Genomic DNA, 20073 nt, shown 5'->3' on the forward strand with positions numbered 1-20073 from the left:
TGCGTTTGAGTCAACGTTCGCAAACGTGATTGCCCTGAACTTACTTCGCAGGTCGAATGATCCGCAGCCAACAACGGACACTCCTTCGATCAAAGCCCCGACGCAGAATGATTGACGCTTTCGCCGACCTAAACTTTACTGCATCGAATCATGCCAATGTTGATCAAGTGATGCCTGCGTGAAGTTAGGTGCATTTTTCTCGCATGATCCTTATCGGCCAATCAGACCCGCTAAACGCTCTTTCAACGCAGACGCAAAAGTCCCCATTGATTCGGCAGTCGGCACCCATCGGCTTGGCGTGAACGCGTCATAGACCGTCGTTCGAAATGCACAAGGATACGGCACGAAATCCAGATCTTGTTTATCGGCAAGACGCATCGCACGTCGCATGTGAAAGGCGCTTGTGATCAAGATAACTTCACCGTCGGCAGGAAACGTCTCGGGTGGGTTGTCCAAAAAATCACGCATCGCCTGCATCTCTTGGGTTGTGTTTTCGCCAAGGATACGAAAGATCGCCTCGTCCGGAATACCGGCTGATAACAACAAGTCGCGTCCAACGTCACAAGGATTGAACAGTCCATCTGGCGTAGCACCGGTACAAATGATCGAGCTGATCTTGTCAGCGTGGAACAACTGGGCTGCTGAAAAGACGCGTTCGCCATCCATGCCCAATTCGGCTGTGCCAGTTGGGCTGATCATCACACCACCGCCCAGTACAACAGCGCAGCGATAAGGCTGGGCGAGCGTATCGGGAATCGTTTGTTCCGGCCATTCCACGCTGGTCATGAACTTCGACGATGCATACGTGTTGCCGGTCACGTAGATCAAAGCGAAAATCAATCCAAAGGCAAGGCCTGCGGACCATTGCTTCCGAAGTGTGAACCAGAACGTGAACAGCATCGAACCGATCCAAGCCAAGCCGACCGGCATCGCCATCGAAGTTGCCGCTCGCGTAGCCAGCGTCTTCCCTTCGACAAAGTAGGTCAAACCGACCATTCCACCGGTAATCATGAAGGTGATGAGGGCTGCGCGAACGAGAGCTCGAAACGCGGGCGGAGGTTCCTGAACGTTATTCATCGGTCGGCGTTTTGTTTTTCGAGAGCAGCCCTAGGTCGATCACTTTTAAAATCTCAATCGACTGACTCAATGGCATCGTGGAACTTTCCGTCAATCCACGATCCAAACACTCCATCACTTCGCGGGCTTGATATTGGTACCCGTTGCCTCGGTAGCCAGCCGCTAGTGATTTTCCCGACTTAAGAAGTTGTCGCTTGACGGCGGATGCAACATGATGCACTCGAGCACTCACGCCGGATCGTGATTTCGATGATTGAGTCGCCGGTCCGGGGATCGAGGTATGAGTGATTTTGGCCCGAGTAGGCCGATACATTGGCGATTGGATTTCAATGAATCCCTCGGTTCCAATGATCGTTGCCACCGTTGGCGTTGCGGCTGAAATGTCGGCCATCACGGTCGCAATTGCCCCTGTTTGATAGTGCAATGATCCACCCGCTCGAACGTCCGCTCCACCTTGTCCGAACGCGCAGGTAATCCGAACATCATCGGGCATCCCTAAGTATTCAACGGCTAGCGAAATCGGGTAAACCCCCAAATCTCGCAGAGCCCCGCCCTGTTCAGGATGAAACAACCGCGGGTTGGACAGCGGTGTTTGACGCAGTCCGAAATCAGCAGCGACGGAGACGATTTCGCCAATTTCGCCGCTTCGAATACGGCTGCGAATATCGACCATCAATGGAATGAATCGTGACCACATCGCCTCCATGCAAAAAACGCTTTTGGCCTTTGCCAATGCCGCGATCTCGGACGCCTCGGCAGCGCTCATGGCAAACGGTTTTTCGCACAATACTGGCTTACCAGCTTCGATCGCTTGCAAGCACAACTTGCGATGCAGTGGCGCAACTGTACCGACATAAACAATGTCGACGCTGTCGCTGTGGATCACTTCGTCATAAGTTCCAAAGCTCGTTTCGATCGAATGAGACTTTGCGAAGTTGCTCGCACGCTCGGATGATTCCGAACCGACGGCCGTGACGGTCGCGTTTTCAAGCGATTGCAACCCAGACGTGAATTCACGAGCAGCATAGCCCGTTCCCAAAACGCCCCAGCGATAATTCTTGGATGACGACACTTCGGATCAAGCCACTTCGACGGCATCGACGCGAGCCGGGTCTTCGATCAATTGCTTGGCGACACCTTGCAGATACTTCCCGTAGTCGCTCTTCATCGGGTCAGCGAGTTCAGCAAGTTGTTCGGGAGTGATGAAGCCCATGCGAGCGGCAATTTCTTCTGGGCAACAGATTCGCAGCCCTTGTCGTTGTTCGATTGCGGCTATGAAGTTAGACGCTTGCAGTAACGCCATAGGCGTACCTGTGTCCAACCACGCGATGCCTCGACCGAACTTTTGAACGCTCAGCGAACCGTCGTCCATGTATTGCTGGATCACGTCGGTGATTTCATATTCACCACGCGGCGACGGCTTCACAGCTTCGGCAAACGCGACGACGCGATTGTCAAAAAAGTAGATGCCAGGAACCGCATACTTTGACTTCGGCTGTTTCGGCTTCTCAACAATCGCCGTTGGACGCCCATCGGCATCCATTTCGATCACACCGTAACGCTCGGGATCGCTGACTTCATAGGCGAACACGGTGCCGCCTGAATCGGATTGCGCGACCGCTTGCAGCGTCTTGGACAAACCGTGTCCGTAAAACACATTGTCGCCTAAAATCAGCGCGACGCTGTCTTTGCCGATGAACTCTTTCCCCAATACGAATGCCTGGGCCAGTCCGTTAGGTTCTTGTTGAACCTTGTATTGGATCGAGATACCAAATTGCGAGCCATCGCCAAACAATTGCTCGAACTTATTGATTTCGCCTGGCGACGAAATCAATAGCACATCATTCACACCCGCCAACATCAACGTCGACAAAGGATAGTAAACCAGCGGCTTGTCGTAGATCGGAAGAAGCTGCTTGTTGCATCCGAGCGTCATCGGAGCCATTCGAGTCCCGGATCCGCCGGCTAGAATGATTCCCTTGGTGCACGCAGGTTTAGTCGAAGTCATGAAGAGAATAGTCGTTTCTAGGATGTGATATCTTAAGGTTCGTTACCCTTCTCGGAATGAGCGAGAGGGTTGCAAAAGGTAACTAGGCGTCGATCAGTTGGTATTCGCTACCATCGGCTTCTTCATGACGAATTTCGTCGACCGGTTCTTGCTTGCCGTGTCCGGCATACAGGCGGTTCGGAGCGTTGAAGACGATGCCTGGGTGCAAGCTGATGTTTTTGTAAGCGTGAACAACGCCGGGCGGAACAATCACCGACTGCGGATTGGTAGCTCCGACGATGCGAGTGAATCGCTGACCGAACGTCGGCGAGTCCTTCCGCGAATCCCACAAGTACAAACGGAAGTCACCAGGTCCAAAGAATCCAAACAAGTCCGATTGATCGACGTGTTCGTGTGGTCCTCGTGAAACGCCCGGCAGCGTTTGACTCATGTAAGCCATGACTGGTTCGTTCCCAGCGGGGACTTCGTCGTTACGGAACAGTTCGATCAACCAACCGCGGCTGTCTTCGTACTTGCCAAGCTTGTTGAAGACGACGCCTTCGAAGGTACAATCTTCGTTTTGGTTGGGGGCCGCGTCGGTCATGTCTGACGAAGTGATGACGGCTGCGTCGTCGCCATCGTTCCTGTCGATACCTAGACGTTGGCCTTCGTATCCGTGTTTGCGAGTGCTTTCGATCCAGTCTTGGTTCGACAAGTACCATTTTACGGTCGCTTCGATGCCTTCGGCGAAGCTGACCGACGGGTGCCAGCCCAGTTCTTTCGACAGTTTCGACGAATCGATCGCATAGCGGAAATCATGTCCTGGGCGATCGCGAACGAATTCGATTTGATCACTTGACTTCTTGCCCGACGATGTCAGTCGATCAACCGTGTCGCAAATGCTATGAACGACATCTAGGTTTGACTTTTCCGTTCCGCCGCCAATGTTGTAAGTCGTGCCAACGCGGCCCGATTCAAAGATCAATCGCAGCGCCGTGCAGTGATCTTCAACATGCAACCAGTCGCGAACGTTCAAACCGGTTCCGTACACTGGCAACGGCTTGCCGTCTGCGGCTTTTGAAATGATCAGCGGGATCAATTTTTCCGGGAACTGGTAAGGGCCATAGTTGTTGCTGCAATGTGTGGTGATCGTAGGCAACGCGAAAGTTTCGTGGTATGCCCGTACCAAGTGATCGCTCGATGCCTTCGAAGCCGAGTAAGGCGAGTTGGGCGAGTACGGAGTCGATTCGGTGAACGCACCTTCGTCGCCCAGCGATCCGAACACTTCGTCGGTCGAAATGTGGATGAAGCGAAAGCTCGCGCTCTTGTCTTCGGGAAGGGACTGCCAATACTCGCGAGTCGCTTCTAACAATTCGTAAGTACCGACCACATTGGTTTGAACAAAGTCGCCGGGCGAACCGATGCTGCGATCCACGTGTGATTCGGCCGCCAAGTTCATCACCCCATCGACTTCGTAACGATGCAACAGATCCAGCATCAACATGCCATCGCCAATATCACCTTGGACGAAGGTGTAGTTCGGCGACGATTCGAGATCACGCAACGAGAACAAGTTGCCTGCATAGGTGAGCTTGTCGACGTTGATGACTCGGTACTGCTCGGTACGGATCAACTGCCGAACTAAGTTGCTGCCAATGAAGCCGGCGCCGCCGGTGATAAGAATCGTCCGCATGTGAGTTTCCAGAAGAAAATTGAGTTTGTTCGCGCTGCGAGCTCTCTCCATTTTGCAAGTGTCGTTCCGTATTGAAACCCAAAAACACGGAAAACTCTTCAAGCTTCCTTAACGTAAGCTAAGGTAGCCGAGCTCGCCATTAGCCGGGGAACAGCTAAGGAATCGCCTGATTTGATGATTCGGTTGAACGTGTTTTTCGTTAGCTTGCCCGAGAGTCAGATCAAATCGAGAAAAATGCTTCATCAGGATGAGTAAAGCGAGTTGTCCGAGTGGAATTCGTAGTCGCCTTGTTTGCCGGACCCTCACAGCTTCTCAATGTTTGTTGGGCTAGTAATTGCGTTTTCGTTGCTTCCGAATCAAATTGGTGGCTGTTTCTAGGCGGCGGGTTGCCGTTCCAATGTTGTTGAGGGCGAAGGTTTCATGCGTGTTGTGTTTGTCGGATGCGGTTTTGTCTCGTCCTTTTACGCTCGTACGATTCTGAACTACCCCCAACTGGTTCTGGCCGGCGCTACGGACATCGTTCCACAGCATGCTGACGAGTTTTGCAAACTCTACTCGACTAGGCATTACAAGGACTTGGACGAAGTCCTCGCTGACGGTTCGGTCGACGCGATCGCGAATCTGACCAACCCGAAATACCATTATGAAGTTTCTAAAGCGGCACTTCAGGCGGGCAAGCACGTCTACAGTGAAAAACCGCTGGCGACCAATTTAGATCACGCCACCGAGCTGGTGAACTTGGCTAAAACGAAAGGGCTGCAGTTGTCCTCGGCGCCCTGCAACGTGCTTGGCGAGGCCGCCCAGACGATGTGGAAAGAAATTCGGAAAGGTTCGGTCGGAAAGGTTCGGTTGATTTATGCCGAAATGGACGACGGTTTGATCCACCAAATGGGCTGCGAGAATTGGGTCAACGAGATCGGTCGTCATTGGCCGGTCAAAGACGAATTCGAAGTCGGTTGCACGCTCGAACATGCCGGTTACTACGTGTCATGGTTGGTTGCGTTCTTTGGGTCGGTAAAGAGCATGACGACATTCCCTGCCGTTTTGATTGCCGACAAGGGAACGCCGGTCGATATCCAAACCCCCGACTTCACGGTCGTTTGCCTTCGGTTCGCTGACGGCGTTGTGGCACGCCTAACCTGCAGCATCGTCGCCCCTCACGATCATCAAATGCGAGTCATTGGTGACGCTGGTACGTTGTCCGTCGAAGACTGTTGGTACTACGATTCGCCAGTCCATCTGGAGCCGTTTTCAAACCTCTCGATGCGACGACGCAAGATTCCGTTTATGACTCGGATCAAAGGGGTGCACCCGAGAAAAATTTCATTCGTGCGTAATCCCAAAATGCCTCACCGATATCGCACCGGTGGTCACAAAATGGATTTTGCACGCGGCATTGCCGAGATGGCGGATGCGGTGACCGAAGGACGCGACAGCCGTCTTTCCGCCGATTTTTCCCTACATATCAACGAGATCGTGCTGAAGATTCAGACGCCACCGGGCGGCAACACGACTCAGGAATTGACGACCTCAGCGGGTGAATTCAAGCCGATGTCTTGGGCGACTTAAGCCGCGTCACGATCGCATGATCACTCGCGCGGGAACTCCAACGGCAGTCGCGTTTGCGGGTACGTCTTTGATCACGACTGCATTAGCACCTATCTGCGAATGACAGCCGACGGTGACGCCGCCTAGAACGCAACCGCCGGCATGAACGTCGACATGTCCTTCCAATACCGGTAACCCTGGTACCTTTCCTACACCGATCACAGTGTGAGCGCCGAGCAGACAATTTGGGCCGATCTTTGCATCCGGGTGAACCACCACGCCGGAAGGATGTGGCAGGATCAACCCGCCTGCGATGTGGCAAGTCAGTGGGATGTCGGCCGCAGAAACGATCGACCAAAAACGATGGGAAAACACCCAGCGTTTCTTGGCCACGATAGCCGCCAAACGCATCACTCCAGTTTGTGATGACCACCACTGATATCGCCGAATCGAGCGCAGCAATTTTCTTGATGGATCAAAGAACATTCGCGGTTCTTCGCGTGACCAATCCGGAGTCGTCGCCGATGGCATGGATGGCGCTGGGAACGAAGTTTTCGATGCCTGATGCGAGTTCATGGTGATGGATTTAACTCGACGTCACAGCCAGCGGCATCGTCATGGGCGTGCCGTTTTTTTCGGCGGCTTCGAAGGTCCACTGAGCGCGACGTCGATACCAATTTTCCGCGGCGTGATAGATCGCCGCTTCATGCGCTGCTTCTGAAAGCTGGGTCAGTTTTTCGGGTTGCATTGCCAGTTCGGCCAATCGTTTTGCCGAGTTTTCGATGTCGCCGCGAGGCATCAAAAAGGTGGCTGACTCAGCCGACTGGCGCTCGACACAATAGTCGATGTCATAAGCGATTAACGGTAGCCCCGTTGCATAACCATCAAAGATCATTCTTGGTGTGTCTTCGGCCAATGGCGTGAACAATAAACCGTCATACGATCGCAGCTTTTCGAACAACTCGGGACCGTATGCCATTCGGCCCAACATTCGAATTGCGGATCGCATTTTCAATTCGTCAATACGTTTCTCGATTTGATCAAGTTGCTCGCCGTGACCGATGATGTCGAATTCAATGGGGACGCCAAGTTCGTGACACTTCGCAACGATATCGATCGAGTCGACGATCCCTTTGCGTGGTGTCAATCGTCCGCAATAAACAAAGCGAGGCGCACGACCACTTGCGACACGGTTGGACAACGCATGACATCGATCTACGATGAAATCGAGACTGACGATGTCATCAATGGAATAGGACGTGTCGTGGAACAGTTTGGCATTCTTGGCGTAACCGCCATATCGGTCGATGAGTTGTTGACCTTTCAAAAGGCTTAGGCTTGCCTGGCCAACCGACTTTCGAGTCCACCGTTCAAACATCTTGCTGTAGCCAACGCTTAGACCACGGTGCAAAATATCGCGGTCTGCATGCAATTGGCGACACTGAACCGAGATGTCGGTGTCCTGCACGAACACAGTTGTGCGGCCTTGCCGAACGCCTTCAAGAAACCCTTCGTATGAAATTGGCCGATAAACGTCGTCTAATCCAGAGTGAACAACCTTGGCTTTCGAAACCGCGTCACGAAGTTGCTGTTTCCAACCCGACCGATGTTTCAACCAATAATCGCGAATGGAACAATCAATATTGAACGAAGGGATCATTTGAAAGCCTTCGCCCGCCGCGTCGACCCTTTCGAGCGTCTGGGAAGATCCCTCGGGATCATACGCGCACGACGGAGCGATAACAGCGATAGGGCCAAACCGGCCTTCTAACGAATCACGTAGTAACCTAAGAGATTCGATCCAATCGGTTGCCAGATAATTGCCGCCGGCACCATCAACGTGGATGGGAACGTGAATGGCAATCAAGTACATAGCGCACTCTTAACAGGAATGTCGATGAGAAATCAGTAAGCTGATTTTGTTGCCGACTTGATTTGTTTTAGTTCGATGTCGAACCGTTTGATTTTTCGATAAATGGTGGCTTGACCAAGGCCAAGCAACTTTGCCGCTGCAACCGCGTTGCCGTTGGTGTCACGGAGCGCCGAAAGTATAGTTTTCTTTTCAACAGACTCCATTTGACTCAGGCCCGTTTCAGTCTCAGCTACGGCGCTTGCGGCAGATCGTGTTTCTGACTTGATTTCAATCGGAACGTTTTTGATTCCGATGTACGGCTCGCGAGCTAACAAAACCATTCGCGTGACTAAGTTTTCAAGTTGACGAACGTTGCCTGGCCAATCATAAGCGACCAAACAATCCATTGCGTCTTTGGAAAAACCAACAACAGGACGGCGATGTGTCTCGACCGATTTTTCTAAGAACGCTTCGGCCAAAATCGGGATGTCACTGCGGCGCTCACGCAAAGGTGGCATTCGAATGGGAAAGACATTTAATCGGTAGTAAAGGTCTTCGCGCATCAAGCCTTCGCTGACCATGTCTTGCGGTTCACGATTGGTGGCGGCGACGATACGAACGTTCGCGCTTCTGGCTTGATTGGAACCAACTCGCATGTAGGTGCCGTCCTGCAAAAACCGCAGCAGTTTGGCTTGCAGTTGGATGTCCATCTCGCCGATTTCATCCAGCATCAATGTGCCTTGATCAGCCGTCTCGCACCACCCTTCGCTCGTCGTATCAGCACCGGTGTACGAACCTTTCTCGTGACCGAAAAGAATGCTCTCCGAAAGCGTCGCGGGCAATGCTGCGACGTTAACCGGAACGAACGGCATGTGACTGCGAGACGAGCAATGATGGATCGCGCGGGCAAGCAATTCCTTGCCGGTTCCACTTTCACCCAAAATCAAAACGGTGGCATCGGTTTCGGCAACATCGTGAACCAACTCCAGGACGTCTTGAACAGCTTGGCTCTCGCCTAAAATTCCAAAGTTACGAGAATCTGGCTCCAATTGACGGGAAGCCTCGTTCCGGCGTGATCGGTTTCGTGAATCGTTGTCTCGCACGGCGCCGTCAACTAGTACTCGCAACTGAAAGAGGTCAGGTGGATTTGCCACCACGTCAACAGCGCCCAATTTTGTTGCTCGAACCGCCAACCCGATGGTAGCATCTGCCGCCATCGCAATCACGGGAATTGACCGCCACGATTGTCCAAGCGTGCTCAACATCTCAAACCCGCATCCCTCGATACCCAGATCCAGCAGAATCAGGTCTGGCGGGCTAGTTGCCAATCGCTTTAGCAAGTCGTCCATGCACGACGTCGCAGTAACTTCGTAGCCCCACTTCGTAAAATGCGAATGCACCGAACCGACGACGCTATTACCCTCGCAAGCAACGAGGATTTTAGGCTTTGACGATAGGCCGTGTGGGTGGACCATGGCAACTAAGGTGGGCAAGTCGGGGCATGAACTTGTTTATGTGATCAAAGTGATCGCATGGAAATTTCAAAGATGTCAGCTTCCCAGACGCGGGAGTATTTGCTAACGCACAATCTTAGTGCGTCAGTCTGTTTCCGAGAAATCAGATGTCAATGCAGTTAACAGAAGACGGCATCTTTTTTGCCCTTAGCGTTAACGCAGCGTGAATCAGGACCGGGGCGATTCTGATTGTGAGGAATATTATACGCGGCAATCGCTCGCTGGGAGTGTTGAATCAAGGGGAAAGCGGTCCGAACGGTTGGAAACAGAACGGATTTTGCGTAGTCACTTGGTTTTGCTGTTCGACACCAAATGCTCGTAAAATCAAAGCTTTTGAGATCGAATGATGCCACGTTCTTGTCTTGACTTCGCTTTTGGCATCAGCCGACCCGCGGGGGCGTATCTTCCCATCACAAGCTGATGAAACCAGGCTCAGTTTAACTGTGACATGTTTCGGCTTGCGCGATGGATGAATGCGGTTATGGAAGCGCATTATCGCTTAACACTGTGGATGATGAACGGTTGGTGATTGAATGAGTTTCAATTCATTGGCATGCCGTTCTCTATCCGTCGCGACCTCGATTTGACGCTTTATCGAAATGATCGGCTTGCTTCGGGTGTTTTTATCATTCTCGCGTGCTGGCTTCTGCCAATTGAAAATTGAAGTGAAGCGCGATCAAAAAATTTAATTTTCAGAACCTCGAGTTAATTTAGGTAAAGGGGGATAAGGTCGCCTTAGGCATCGGTTGTAACATTTCATAGCCCCCCAAGATTGACCGTCGCTTGGATGGTTGCGGCCGAACGCTACAAAGAACCTGCGAAACCGCGCTTCTTGGGTTGTTTGCGTGGCGGGTGGTACACGTTTTGCCACGTGTATACGACGTCCACCCGGCTGACGTTTGAGGCAGTCCAGGCTCTGGTTCGTCTTCAAGTGTTTCTTTTTTAGCTCTGTTGTTTCATGTTCTTCATCTTCGCTATCGTCATCGCCGCCGTGCTGGCGCTTGCTGCCGTCACCGGCGGGCCGTCTCATGCTATGCGCGTGGCTTGGTTGAGCATGTTGTTTGTTCCTTCGTGGTTGGCGCGAGGCGTTGGATCAATGACCGTCGATCTGCGGATGGTTACCGTGGTGATGGTCGTGCCGATTGCAATTTTCGGTGGCCGACTTGTCCGGCGGCTTAACTTGATCGACGCGATGGTGTTCTTGTTTCTTGGGATTGGTATCACTTCGCTCTTCCAGTCCGACTCGGCGTCGCCGACGGAGGTTGCTGCGGTCCTTGGCACCTTGTTGCTGCCCTACTTCTTCGGACGAATCCTGATTGGATCTCTGGCTGATCTTCGCGCGTTGGTGCCTTGGGCCTGTGCTGCTTGCATCGGGCTGTCGGTGTGGTCGGTATTTGAATCGACCACCAAAATCAATCCGATCAATGTATTGGCCCAGCGAACTGGATCGTTCAACTCCGAATCCGGTAACCGTATGAACTTGCGCCGCGCCGAAGGGCCACTAGGACACCCGATTTATTTCGGGATGACGCTGGCGATGTTGTTTCCTTGGGCTGCCGAGGGTGCTCGTTTGGCTCGCAAGCGTCGCTTGTCGCCAGTTTTCTTGTTGACGCCTGTACTCTGCGTGCTAGGTGTTTTCGGAACGATGTCGCGTGGCCCGATGCTCGCACTCGCCGCTTCTGCAGTTGCGGCTTTGTTTTTCTACCTTCCCTTGCTGAGGTTGCCCTTGATTGGATCGGCCCTCTTGGGCGGTCTTCTGATGTTTTCGATTTGGCCGACCGTGGTCGAGCAACTTGAATCATTCTCGGGTGAGAAAGCAGAGTATGTCGTTAATATTCAAGGCAAAGATCACGCCTACACGGGGACCAAGCACCGCGAACTTTTGTATTACGTCTATGCGGATGCCATGGAACAGGCGGCATGGCTTGGTCATGGAAAATGGGGTTCAAAAATCACTCACGAGATCATGCTCGAACCGCACCTTCGCGCTCAATTTCGTTCGATCGACAACCACTACATCTTGTTGCAGTTGAGTTGGGGGCTGCTGGGTCTGGGAGCGTTCCTCATGCTCGGTGTAATGGTCGTTGGCGGCGGCAGTTTGCTTGCCATCTACATTGATCCCGAAGATCGTCTGCTGATTGGTGGGATCACTGGTTCAATCGCAGCGATCATGTTGTTGTTGCTAACGGTATGGTTGGCATCCGACTTTGGATTCGTATGGTTGATGCTCGTCGGCATGTTAAGCAGTGCAATTACTGCCTGGATGAATCGAAGCTCGTCGCAACCTGCCGTCTCGCCTGTTCCAATTCCAGCAGCAGTTCCTTTGACCGTCTCATTTGGGCCGTCATAGCCAAAACAAAATCAATCGTATTCCGTTCAAATCTCATCAACCGGTTCAATCGCCAAGTTAAAAGAATCTGAAATGACCCAAACTCAACTCCATGCATCTTCCTCGTATTCACAATCGCCAAATTCGGCGCAGGAAGGTGGAACGGCTGGTGCAAGTGCATCGTCACATAGTTCAGCCGAAACTCGCCTGATCGAACTGGCAAAGAGGACCTGGAAATGGTTGGTCGTTGCTGCGGTTATCAGTGCTGGTGCTGGTTATTACTGGGCCAAGGAACATAACTCAACGACGTATCAAGTTGAGTCGCGTTTGGTTTACAACAAAACGTTTTTCGGTGCACCACTGTATCAAGGATTGGATATTCGGACATTGTTGAAGGAGTTCAACTCAAAAGAAGCCATCGCAGAACTGGTTGAGAAACGGGAACTATTGGCGCCAATCGACTTCATGAGCCGCCAAGTCGAAGCCAATGTTGACGGTGGTGAGGGTTCGGTCACGATCACGATGGAATGGGCTGATCAAAAAGACGGCATCGAAATGCTTGACGATTTGGTCGAGATAGGTCTTCGCAGAACTCGCAATATGCGCGATGAAGGCTTGGACCAGCATCTTTTAGGATTGCACAATGCGATTGAAAAAGAAGCGAAGCCCGAAATTGCAGCTTTGAAGGCGCAGTACGCCGCAATCAGCAAAAAGAACGGTGTTGATGACATCACCGTGGCAAGCGAGGAATGGAAATCAAAGCTTGAAGTGATGGAATCCGAGTTGCGAACGCAACAAGCAATCTTTCAAGCCACGCAAGAGCAGTCCGCTCGTTTGGAATCTGGAGTCGCCTTGGTCGCGACGTCGATCAAAGAAAGCGACTTTGTGCCGAAGCAAAAACCGGTCTCGGCCACGGCACTGCTAAGCCGCATTACCGACTTGGAATCGGACATCGTCGAGCAACGAAATCAAGCGATCGTGGAAGCGAAGCTGCGAAGTAAGGAAGCCGAATTGTCACGGATCGAGCCACTTGTTCAACGTGGATTGATGCCTCAGTCTCGCTACAACGAGCTATCAGCAGAGGTAGAACAATTGCGTTTGGAAGCTCGTGGTGATGGTGCAGTCGCAGACATGGAAGAAGAACTCGATCGTCTGAACCGTCAGATGGAATCATTTGGCGACGACCCATCCACGGCGGTCGAAGCGATGCGAGAATCCTCGCGGATCAAATCGGTGCTCGACATGCAGTTGGCAACCTCGCGAGTACATATCGAACACCTTGAAAGCGCGATCGGATATCTCGAGCCAAAAATTAACGAAATGAACAAGTCGATGATCCTTGCTCGAACACTTGAAAAAGCGATCGCTATCGAAGAATCAAAGCTTGAAGTTAAAGAAACGTTCGTCGAACAGCTTGAAACTCTTAAGCATGGTGACGCACACGGTTTTCGTGTGATCGAATCGGCAGCTCCCAGTATGATGCCAGAAAAGAACGACTTTCGTAAACAATTTGCAACTGCGTTTATGTTGTGCTTGATGGGTTTGTCGATTCCTGTTCTGGGAATTGGGCTGCGAAGTGTGATGCCTACGCCCGGGACGTCGTTGGCCGAGCGTATGAACATCGCTGAAATTGGCACCATTTCGAAATCGGAACTGCGAGCCGCATCGTCTACCGGAAAGAAGGCGACGTTGATTCCCGACTCAATTCGCATCGCAGCGGTGCGATTGCAACACGTTTCATCGGGTCTGGCCAATCGTTTGGTCCATGTCGTTGGGCTCAACGGGCGTAATGCGTCGATTGCAACGACAAAGCAGTTGGCTGCGTCGATGGCAAAGCTAGGTGAAGAAGTGATGGTCGTTTTGGTTGGTGAAACGACGCTTGACGAAGGTGAGACCTTCCGAGAAATCACCGAAGACGATCAATCGAGCCGATTGCGGATTGTAGCGATGGGCGATTTGCCTGCTGATGAGATTCTCTCACTGTTGCATACCGACTTCCAAACTGATGGACTGGTGCTGTTGACCGGATTGTCTTGCAAGAATCGCGCTGATGTGGAACTGGTCAGCCTGAAGTCGGGTGCCGTTTTGTTGTCGGCACCTGGTGGAGCGAAGTTCACCGACGCAGCTAATGAAGTGGTGGGAAGTTTGACCAAATTCAACGTCCCTATGATCGGAGTGATCTCTTGATCCTTGGACTAGCTAATGCTGAATTTGAAATCGTCCAACCTGTTTTGGCATCGGGGTGGATCACGGCGTTTGAGTGGACGATTGGGATGGTGGCGGTGACCTTCTTGATCCCCACCTTCATGTTGATGGCACAGTGTGTCGTGGGTTCCTTCCCTCGTCGTCGGTCGATTGATATGCCAACGCAATCAATCGGACGGCCGAGCGTCGATGTGCTGGTGCCAGCCCATAACGAAGAATCCGTTATCGGAGCCACGATCGATTCGATTCGTCGTCAGTTGATGCCGGGCGATCGCTTGCTGGTGGTTGCTGACAACTGTAATGACGGAACGGCCGACGTGGCACGCGCGTTCGGTGCGGTGGTGACGGAGCGTTTTGACGATACCAAGCGGGCCAAAGGTTTCGCCGTTGACCACGGATTGAAGATCCTGCAACAAGAACCTCGCGACGTCGTCTTGATGGTTGATGCGGATTGCGATGTCGTCGATGGCTCAATCGATCGATTGGCACGTTTAGCTATTTCGACGGACGGTCCGGTTCAAGCAAACTATCAGATGCCAGCCGCACAGAGCGGCGGAGCGTGGGGAGCGGTTTCAGGGTTTGCAACCACCGTGAAGAACCAAGTCCGTCCACTTGGTTTGCACCGGCTTGGATATGGTTGTGTGTTGTATGGATCGGGAATGGCCTTTCCATCGGCGCTGGCAAGTCGCCCCAATTGGGCCAGTGATAACATTGTCGAAGACATGAAGGTCAGCTACGACTTGATGATTGACGGACACTCGCCCCACTACTGTCCCGAAGCGATTGTTCGCGCTTCGTTGCCCGCTGAGCGTGGCAATGCGTTGGAGCAACGTAAAAGGTGGGAGCACGGTCACCTGCATACGATTGCGACCCAAACGCCGCGTTTAGTTGGATCCGCAGTCACGTCGGCACGGCCAGCATTATTGGTCGCGGCGATCGATTTGTTGATTCCGCCCTTGGCATTGTTGGTTCAGTGTTGGGTCGTCTCGATGCTAAGCATTTTGGTTGTCACTTGGACAATGCCGGTAAGTCATTTGCCATTGATCTTGATGACACTTGCCGGTGGATTTTTAGGGTTTGGTGTCATGACGGCTTGGTACGCTCACGGGCGAGATCAACTGACAATCAAGCAGTTGTGCATTGTGCCGTTCTACGTGTTGAGCAAGTTCCCGTTGTATGTTGCCGCAATTTTCCGACGGCAAAAAACATGGCGCCGAACAGACCGAGATTCTGCAAATGAGGTATGTGCTTAGCACTGTTCGTCATGCATACATCTGTTGTTATCGTTAATTACCGAACTGCCTCGTTAACATATGATTGTCTTGAATCACTTGCAAAGCATGTGGTGGGACGTTCCGACGTACACGTTACGTTGGTCGATAATTTGTCGGGCGATGATTCTGTGTCCCAGCTTCAGTCGGCGATCGATGATCGTGGTTGGAAATCGTGGGTCACACTGATGCCGCTTGATCGAAACGGCGGGTTTGCGTTCGGAAACAACGCAGCGATTCGAGAAGTCTTGGCGGCGGATGCCGAGCGAAAGCCCGACTACGTTTGGCTGTTGAACCCGGACACTTTGGTTCGGGAAGGATCGCTCGAGAAATTGATCGCGTATTTGGAAGCAAATCCGCAGTGTGGTTTAGTGGGCAGTCGACTTGAGGATCCTGATGGCACGCCTCAGCGGTCGGCATTTCGGTTTCCTAGTTTGGCCAGTGAGTTTGATGACGGACTGCGACTTGGTCTGGTATCGAAGGTGTTATCAAGCAAAACTGTTGCACCACCGATTTCTAATACGGCCGTCAAGACTGGCTGGGTGGCCGGTGCCAGCATGTTGGTTCGTCGCGAAGTATTTGAAGATGTTGGTTTGCTTGACGACGAGTACTTCATGTACTACGAAGAGACCGATTTTTGCCGACAGGCCTCGCTGGTTGGTTGGTACTGTGCGTATGAACCGGCCAGTCGTGTGGTCCATTTAGTTGGCCAAGCCTCGGGGGTCACGATTCGCAATGCCGTTCCGAAACGCCGACCGCAATACTGGTTCGACTCACGTCGCCGGTACTTTGTAAAGAACCATGGCGCTGTCTATTCCGGATTAGTCGATGTGGCTTGGGCAGTTAGTTACGCGTCCTGGTGTGTGCGATCAAAATTGCAAGGCAAACCCAGCTACGACCCACCGAAGTTGTTGGTTGACTTCGTTCGAAACAGCGTTTGGATGCGTGGGGTGACAACTTGATGGATTCGGTGAACCCCTCTGTATTCACGCTGATTCGCGAGGATTATCGAGCCAATGGCAGCGATTGGCACCGGCCCGGATTCCGTGCCTTGGCCACGTATCGCTATGGCGTTTGGCGAATGAGTTTTAAGTATCGAATCGTTCGAATATTGCTGGGGGTTTTTTACAAGGTTTGTCAGCGCCGGTGCATGCATGTGTATGGGATTGAACTTCCCTATTCAGCAAGCATCGGCCGCAACGTTACGATTGAACATCAGCATGGGATTGTGGTTCATGGTGCTAGTGTCATTGGCGATGGTTGCATCATCCGCCAAGGGGTGACGCTGGGGATCCGAGACGAAAAGTGCTTGGACCAGGCACCCCGGTTGGGTAAACGGGTCAGCGTTGGCGCCGGTGCCAAAATTCTTGGCGATGTTACCATTGGTGACGATGCAAAGATTGGTGCAAATGCGGTGGTGTTGTGTGATGTTCCGGCCGGTCAAACCGCTGTTGGCATTCCTGCGCGTGTGATTTGCAAGAAAACACATTCCGATCGCGACGGCTTTGATAACGGTGAATCTGAGTCGCAGCATGCAAGTTCTTCGATCAACGAGGCACTCGCATGAACTTAAGTGAAAACGTACGAAACGAAGTCGGTGTGGTCGCGATTGGACGCAACGAAGGCGAACGTCTCAAGCGTTGTCTGCAATCGGTCCAGGGTTACCGCGCGGTCGTGTATGTGGACTCGAATTCTTCTGACGCCAGCGTCGACATGGCCAAACAGATGGGCGTGTCGGTGGTCGAGCTTGATATGTCGAAGCCGTTTTCAGCGGCTCGGGCACGCAACGAAGGGTTCGACCGGTTGATGGAGTTGTTTCCTGAAACGAAGTACGTGCAGTTCGCTGATGGCGACTGTGAGATCGTGAAAGGATGGATCGATCGAGCGGTATCGGAAATGGACCAAGATTCGGCTCTAGCCGCAGTCGCGGGGCGTCGACGCGAACGCTATCCAAGCTTTTCGATTTACAACCAACTGTGTGATATGGAATGGAACACACCGGTTGGTGATGCCAAAGCATGCGGTGGCGATGCGTTGTTGCGGACTGCAGCGCTTTCGCAGGCGGGTGGATACAACCCGGTTGTGATTGCCGGCGAAGAACCCGAGTTGTGTGTTCGGATGCGATCAATGGGTTGGAAGATTCGTCGCGTTGATTGCGAGATGACACTGCATGACGCCGCAATGACTCGGTTTAAACAGTGGTGGCGGCGGATGCAAAGAAGCGGCCACGCGTATGCTCAGGGTGCGAACATGCACGGTGGCGCTCCTGAACGTCACTGGGTACGAGAGTTACGAAGTATATGTTTCTGGGCATTCGTTGTGCCACTGATCAGCCTTTTGTTGGCGTGGCCAACATCCGGGCTAAGCCTTTTGCTATTGATAGGGTATCCCGTTTTGATGAGGCGAGTCTATCGCTACTACCAAGGACGTGGGTTCACAAATTCGGACGCAAGATTGGCCGCTATTTTTGATGTACTTGCTAAGTTCCCCCAATTCGTCGGCGTTGCGGTTTTTTACGTGAATCATTTACAGTCCAAACACACAAAACTAATTGAATATAAGGGAGCCACCCAATGAGTGTCTTCGTAGAAACACGCCGGCAAATCAGTGAGCTTCCAGTTTCATCACCGACACCGGAATTTACAGGGAAGATAGCCTACTTGGTAAATCAGTATCCCTTTCCTAGCGGAACATTCATTCGTCGTGAAATTGAAGCAATGGAGAATTTTGGAGTCCAAGTTGTTCGGTTTGCAATTCGTCAAACAGATGTTCGCCTTTCTGAGCCGAAGGATTTAGTCGAGGCGTCGCGAACTCGAATCGTTCTAAATCTCGGTGTGATCGGTTTGTTTTCAGCGGCATTTGTCACGGCGCTGACAAGTCCCGGGAAATTTCTGAAGACGCTTGCCCTGACCATCAAGCTTGGCTGGCATTCCGATCGCGGTTTGTTCTGTAACTTGATTTACTTTCTAGAATCCTGCCAGCTAACACGTTGGTTGATTCAGGAAAAGGTCGAACACTTGCATGCCCACTACGGAACGAATCCGGCAGCGGTTGCGATGTTTTGCCGATCGCTTGGCGGTCCAACTTATAGTTTCACCATTCACGGCCCGCATGAATTTGACAAGCCACATTTCTTAAGACTCGGCGAAAAGGTGGCTCGTTCGAAGTTCGCAGTAACGATTAGCGAATACGGTCGTAGCCAGCTTTATCGGTGGACTGAACGAGAGCATTGGGGAAAGATTGCGGTTGTTCACTGTGGTCTCGATAAGAATTACTTCAGTCGAGAGCTCACACCGCCGCCTGCTGCCCGACGACTAGTTTTTATCGGTCGATTGGACGAGCAGAAGGGAACACACCTGTTGGTCGAAGCTGCCAAATTATTGCATGAAGACGGGGTCGATTTCCAATTGACCATGGTAGGTGATGGACCGATGCGTGGCGAACTCGAGACCATGATTCAGAGCTATGGACTCGATGAATGTGTTCGCTTAGCAGGTTGGCAGAACGATGACGAAGTCCGTGAGTCGCTGCTAGATTCTCGAGCACTTGTATTATCAAGTTTTGCCGAAGGCTTGCCCGTTGTGATCATGGAATCTTTGGCGATGGGACGGCCTGTTATTTCAACCAACATTGCAGGCGTTGGCGAATTGGTTCAGCCGGGTGTTTGTGGATGGCTGGTTCCCGCCGGTGCGGTTAGACCACTTGCCGATAAAATGCTCGAAGCGATTGAAATGCCTGTTGATCAATTGGCACAGTACGGCAAGGCTGGTGCCAGATTGGTGATGGCACATCACAATGCGATAACTGAAGCCGAGAAGCTTGCTCGATTGATTGGTTTGACCGAAATCCACTCATGAAATACGACGGAGATACGGTAAAGGCTTGGGCGGGCGATAGCCAATGGCGAGCCTGGCGTGCAGACCTTGCGAGGTTCAAGAAGCAAGGTCATTCAGGTTGGGGATCCGAGGGTTTTTGGGCTTTGACCTTGTATCGCATGCAACGTGCGATCGTGTTAAGCAAGTATCGACAGGCTTTGTTACCACTGAAAATGTTGCTGACACTCGTCAACAAGGTTTTCACGGTGGTTACTCTGATCAACTTGAACAAGAACGCCCCCATCGGTCCGGGCCTCTTCATTCCTCACGGTGGCCCCATCATCGTGCATCCCGATGCCAGCCTAGGGGCTGATTGTGCAATTCATCAAGTTTGCACCATCGGCGCGGGATCCAAGCCTGGCGCGCCACAGATCGGTGACCACGTGATGTTGGGTTGTCACAGTTGTGTGCTTGGGCCCGTTGTGATTGGCAATGGGGCTAAAGTCGGTGCCGGGGCGGTCGTGACATCGGACGTACCCGCGGGTGCAACCGCCGTCGGTGTCCCAGCGAAACCACTTGGAAAGGGTTGAAAAATCAGATTATTTTTCTCATGTTGACGAGAAAAAATTACCAATCCGATCAACTGAAGCGACGTTTTTCTCTCATCGAACTGATGACAATACCGCTAACGGGGATCAAACCCCGCTAACCGACTTCAACGGGGTGCATTTCAACGCCCCAAATTACCCTTTTTGTTGGCATACCGGTTGCAATCTTTGGTG

Annotated in this window: 16 protein-coding genes; 9 read left to right on the forward strand and 7 right to left on the reverse strand. The window is 52.2% G+C overall.

What is annotated here, in order from left to right; translation table 11 throughout:
• Nucleotides 1–210: 210 nt before the first annotated feature.
• The 4 genes from Poly59_RS03785 to rfbB form a co-directional block, all read right to left on the reverse strand.
• Nucleotides 211–1077, reverse strand: coding sequence for a YdcF family protein (locus tag Poly59_RS03785; RefSeq protein WP_146532694.1), 867 nt, complete (start codon nt 1075–1077; stop codon nt 211–213).
• A complete protein-coding gene (locus tag Poly59_RS03790) occupies nt 1070–2149 on the reverse strand; it encodes a Gfo/Idh/MocA family protein (protein ID WP_146532695.1) in 1080 nt (359 codons plus the stop codon). Before Poly59_RS03790 ends, Poly59_RS03785 begins: the two co-directional genes overlap by 8 nt.
• A 6-nt stretch (nt 2150–2155) precedes the next feature.
• Nucleotides 2156–3085 carry a glucose-1-phosphate thymidylyltransferase RfbA gene (rfbA, locus tag Poly59_RS03795; protein ID WP_146532696.1) on the reverse strand — a complete coding sequence of 310 codons (930 nt, stop codon included), beginning with the start codon at nt 3083–3085 and terminating at the stop codon, nt 2156–2158.
• An 82-nt stretch (nt 3086–3167) separates the two neighbouring features.
• A complete protein-coding gene (gene rfbB / locus Poly59_RS03800) occupies nt 3168–4757 on the reverse strand; it encodes a dTDP-glucose 4,6-dehydratase (protein WP_146532697.1) in 1590 nt (529 codons plus the stop codon).
• A gap of 420 nt (nt 4758–5177) precedes the next feature.
• Here rfbB and Poly59_RS03805 point away from each other — a divergent pair, with 420 nt between their 5' ends.
• Nucleotides 5178–6326, forward strand: coding sequence for a Gfo/Idh/MocA family protein (locus tag Poly59_RS03805; protein ID WP_146532698.1), 1149 nt, complete (start codon nt 5178–5180; stop codon nt 6324–6326).
• Nucleotides 6327–6332: 6 nt separating this feature from the next.
• On the opposite strand, the gene Poly59_RS03810 is transcribed toward Poly59_RS03805, so the two are convergent.
• From Poly59_RS03810 to Poly59_RS03820, 3 genes are read right to left on the reverse strand one after another with little or no spacing between them, the layout of a single operon-like run.
• A complete protein-coding gene (locus Poly59_RS03810) occupies nt 6333–6881 on the reverse strand; it encodes a serine acetyltransferase (RefSeq protein WP_222436035.1) in 549 nt (182 codons plus the stop codon).
• Nucleotides 6882–6891: 10 nt separating this feature from the next.
• Nucleotides 6892–8178, reverse strand: coding sequence for a glycosyltransferase (locus Poly59_RS03815; protein ID WP_146532699.1), 1287 nt, complete (start codon nt 8176–8178; stop codon nt 6892–6894).
• 32 nt (nt 8179–8210) lie between these two features.
• Nucleotides 8211–9632, reverse strand: coding sequence for a sigma-54-dependent transcriptional regulator (locus Poly59_RS03820; RefSeq protein ID WP_146532700.1), 1422 nt, complete (start codon nt 9630–9632; stop codon nt 8211–8213).
• 997 nt (nt 9633–10629) lie between these two features.
• On the opposite strand from Poly59_RS03820, the gene Poly59_RS03825 reads away from it, so the two are divergent.
• The 8 genes from Poly59_RS03825 (at nt 10630) to Poly59_RS03860 (ending at nt 19881) form a co-directional block, all read left to right on the forward strand.
• Nucleotides 10630–12021, forward strand: a complete 1392-nt coding sequence (locus Poly59_RS03825) for an O-antigen ligase family protein (protein ID WP_146532701.1) — start codon at nt 10630–10632, stop codon at nt 12019–12021.
• A gap of 72 nt (nt 12022–12093) precedes the next feature.
• A complete protein-coding gene (locus Poly59_RS03830) occupies nt 12094–14187 on the forward strand; it encodes a GumC domain-containing protein (protein ID WP_146532702.1) in 2094 nt (697 codons plus the stop codon).
• Nucleotides 14184–15458 carry a glycosyltransferase family 2 protein gene (locus Poly59_RS03835; RefSeq protein ID WP_146532703.1) on the forward strand — a complete coding sequence of 425 codons (1275 nt, stop codon included), beginning with the start codon at nt 14184–14186 and terminating at the stop codon, nt 15456–15458. The genes Poly59_RS03830 and Poly59_RS03835 overlap by 4 nt, the downstream gene beginning before the upstream one ends.
• Before the next feature lie 11 nt (nt 15459–15469).
• The gene (locus tag Poly59_RS03840; RefSeq protein WP_146532704.1) at nt 15470–16438 is read left to right on the forward strand and encodes a glycosyltransferase family 2 protein; all 969 of its coding nucleotides are present in this window, start codon (nt 15470–15472) and stop codon (nt 16436–16438) included.
• Between the two features lie 8 nt (nt 16439–16446).
• Entirely contained in the window at nt 16447–17043 is a 597-nt protein-coding gene (locus tag Poly59_RS03845) for a serine O-acetyltransferase (RefSeq protein WP_246151361.1), read from the forward strand.
• Nucleotides 17040–18053, forward strand: coding sequence for a glycosyltransferase (locus Poly59_RS03850; RefSeq protein ID WP_146532706.1), 1014 nt, complete (start codon nt 17040–17042; stop codon nt 18051–18053). The genes Poly59_RS03845 and Poly59_RS03850 overlap by 4 nt, the downstream gene beginning before the upstream one ends.
• Entirely contained in the window at nt 18050–19333 is a 1284-nt protein-coding gene (locus tag Poly59_RS03855) for a glycosyltransferase family 4 protein (protein ID WP_146532707.1), read from the forward strand. Before Poly59_RS03850 ends, Poly59_RS03855 begins: the two co-directional genes overlap by 4 nt.
• The gene (locus Poly59_RS03860; RefSeq protein ID WP_146532708.1) at nt 19330–19881 is read left to right on the forward strand and encodes a serine O-acetyltransferase; all 552 of its coding nucleotides are present in this window, start codon (nt 19330–19332) and stop codon (nt 19879–19881) included. The genes Poly59_RS03855 and Poly59_RS03860 overlap by 4 nt, the downstream gene beginning before the upstream one ends.
• The last annotated feature ends 192 nt before the right edge of the window (nt 19882–20073 follow it).

The organism is Rubripirellula reticaptiva (assembly GCF_007860175.1).
In the GTDB taxonomy this organism is placed as follows: domain Bacteria; phylum Planctomycetota; class Planctomycetia; order Pirellulales; family Pirellulaceae; genus Rubripirellula; species Rubripirellula reticaptiva.

Bases quoted from the DNA above. Each gene is read 5' to 3' on its own strand.
- Poly59_RS03840 (WP_146532704.1), top strand. From the start codon at position 15,470: ATGCATACATCTGTTGTTATCGTTAATTACCGAACTGCCTCGTTAACA.
- Poly59_RS03815 (WP_146532699.1), bottom strand. From the start codon at position 8,178: ATGTACTTGATTGCCATTCACGTTCCCATCCACGTTGATGGTGCCGGC.
- Poly59_RS03830 (WP_146532702.1), top strand. From the start codon at position 12,094: ATGACCCAAACTCAACTCCATGCATCTTCCTCGTATTCACAATCGCCA.
- rfbA (WP_146532696.1), bottom strand. From the start codon at position 3,085: ATGACTTCGACTAAACCTGCGTGCACCAAGGGAATCATTCTAGCCGGC.
- Poly59_RS03785 (WP_146532694.1), bottom strand. From the start codon at position 1,077: ATGAATAACGTTCAGGAACCTCCGCCCGCGTTTCGAGCTCTCGTTCGC.
- Poly59_RS03820 (WP_146532700.1), bottom strand. From the start codon at position 9,632: ATGGTCCACCCACACGGCCTATCGTCAAAGCCTAAAATCCTCGTTGCT.
- Poly59_RS03860 (WP_146532708.1), top strand. From the start codon at position 19,330: ATGAAATACGACGGAGATACGGTAAAGGCTTGGGCGGGCGATAGCCAA.
- Poly59_RS03855 (WP_146532707.1), top strand. From the start codon at position 18,050: ATGAGTGTCTTCGTAGAAACACGCCGGCAAATCAGTGAGCTTCCAGTT.
- Poly59_RS03850 (WP_146532706.1), top strand. From the start codon at position 17,040: ATGAACTTAAGTGAAAACGTACGAAACGAAGTCGGTGTGGTCGCGATT.
- Poly59_RS03805 (WP_146532698.1), top strand. From the start codon at position 5,178: ATGCGTGTTGTGTTTGTCGGATGCGGTTTTGTCTCGTCCTTTTACGCT.
- Poly59_RS03810 (WP_222436035.1), bottom strand. From the start codon at position 6,881: ATGAACTCGCATCAGGCATCGAAAACTTCGTTCCCAGCGCCATCCATG.
- Poly59_RS03825 (WP_146532701.1), top strand. From the start codon at position 10,630: ATGTTCTTCATCTTCGCTATCGTCATCGCCGCCGTGCTGGCGCTTGCT.
- rfbB (WP_146532697.1), bottom strand. From the start codon at position 4,757: ATGCGGACGATTCTTATCACCGGCGGCGCCGGCTTCATTGGCAGCAAC.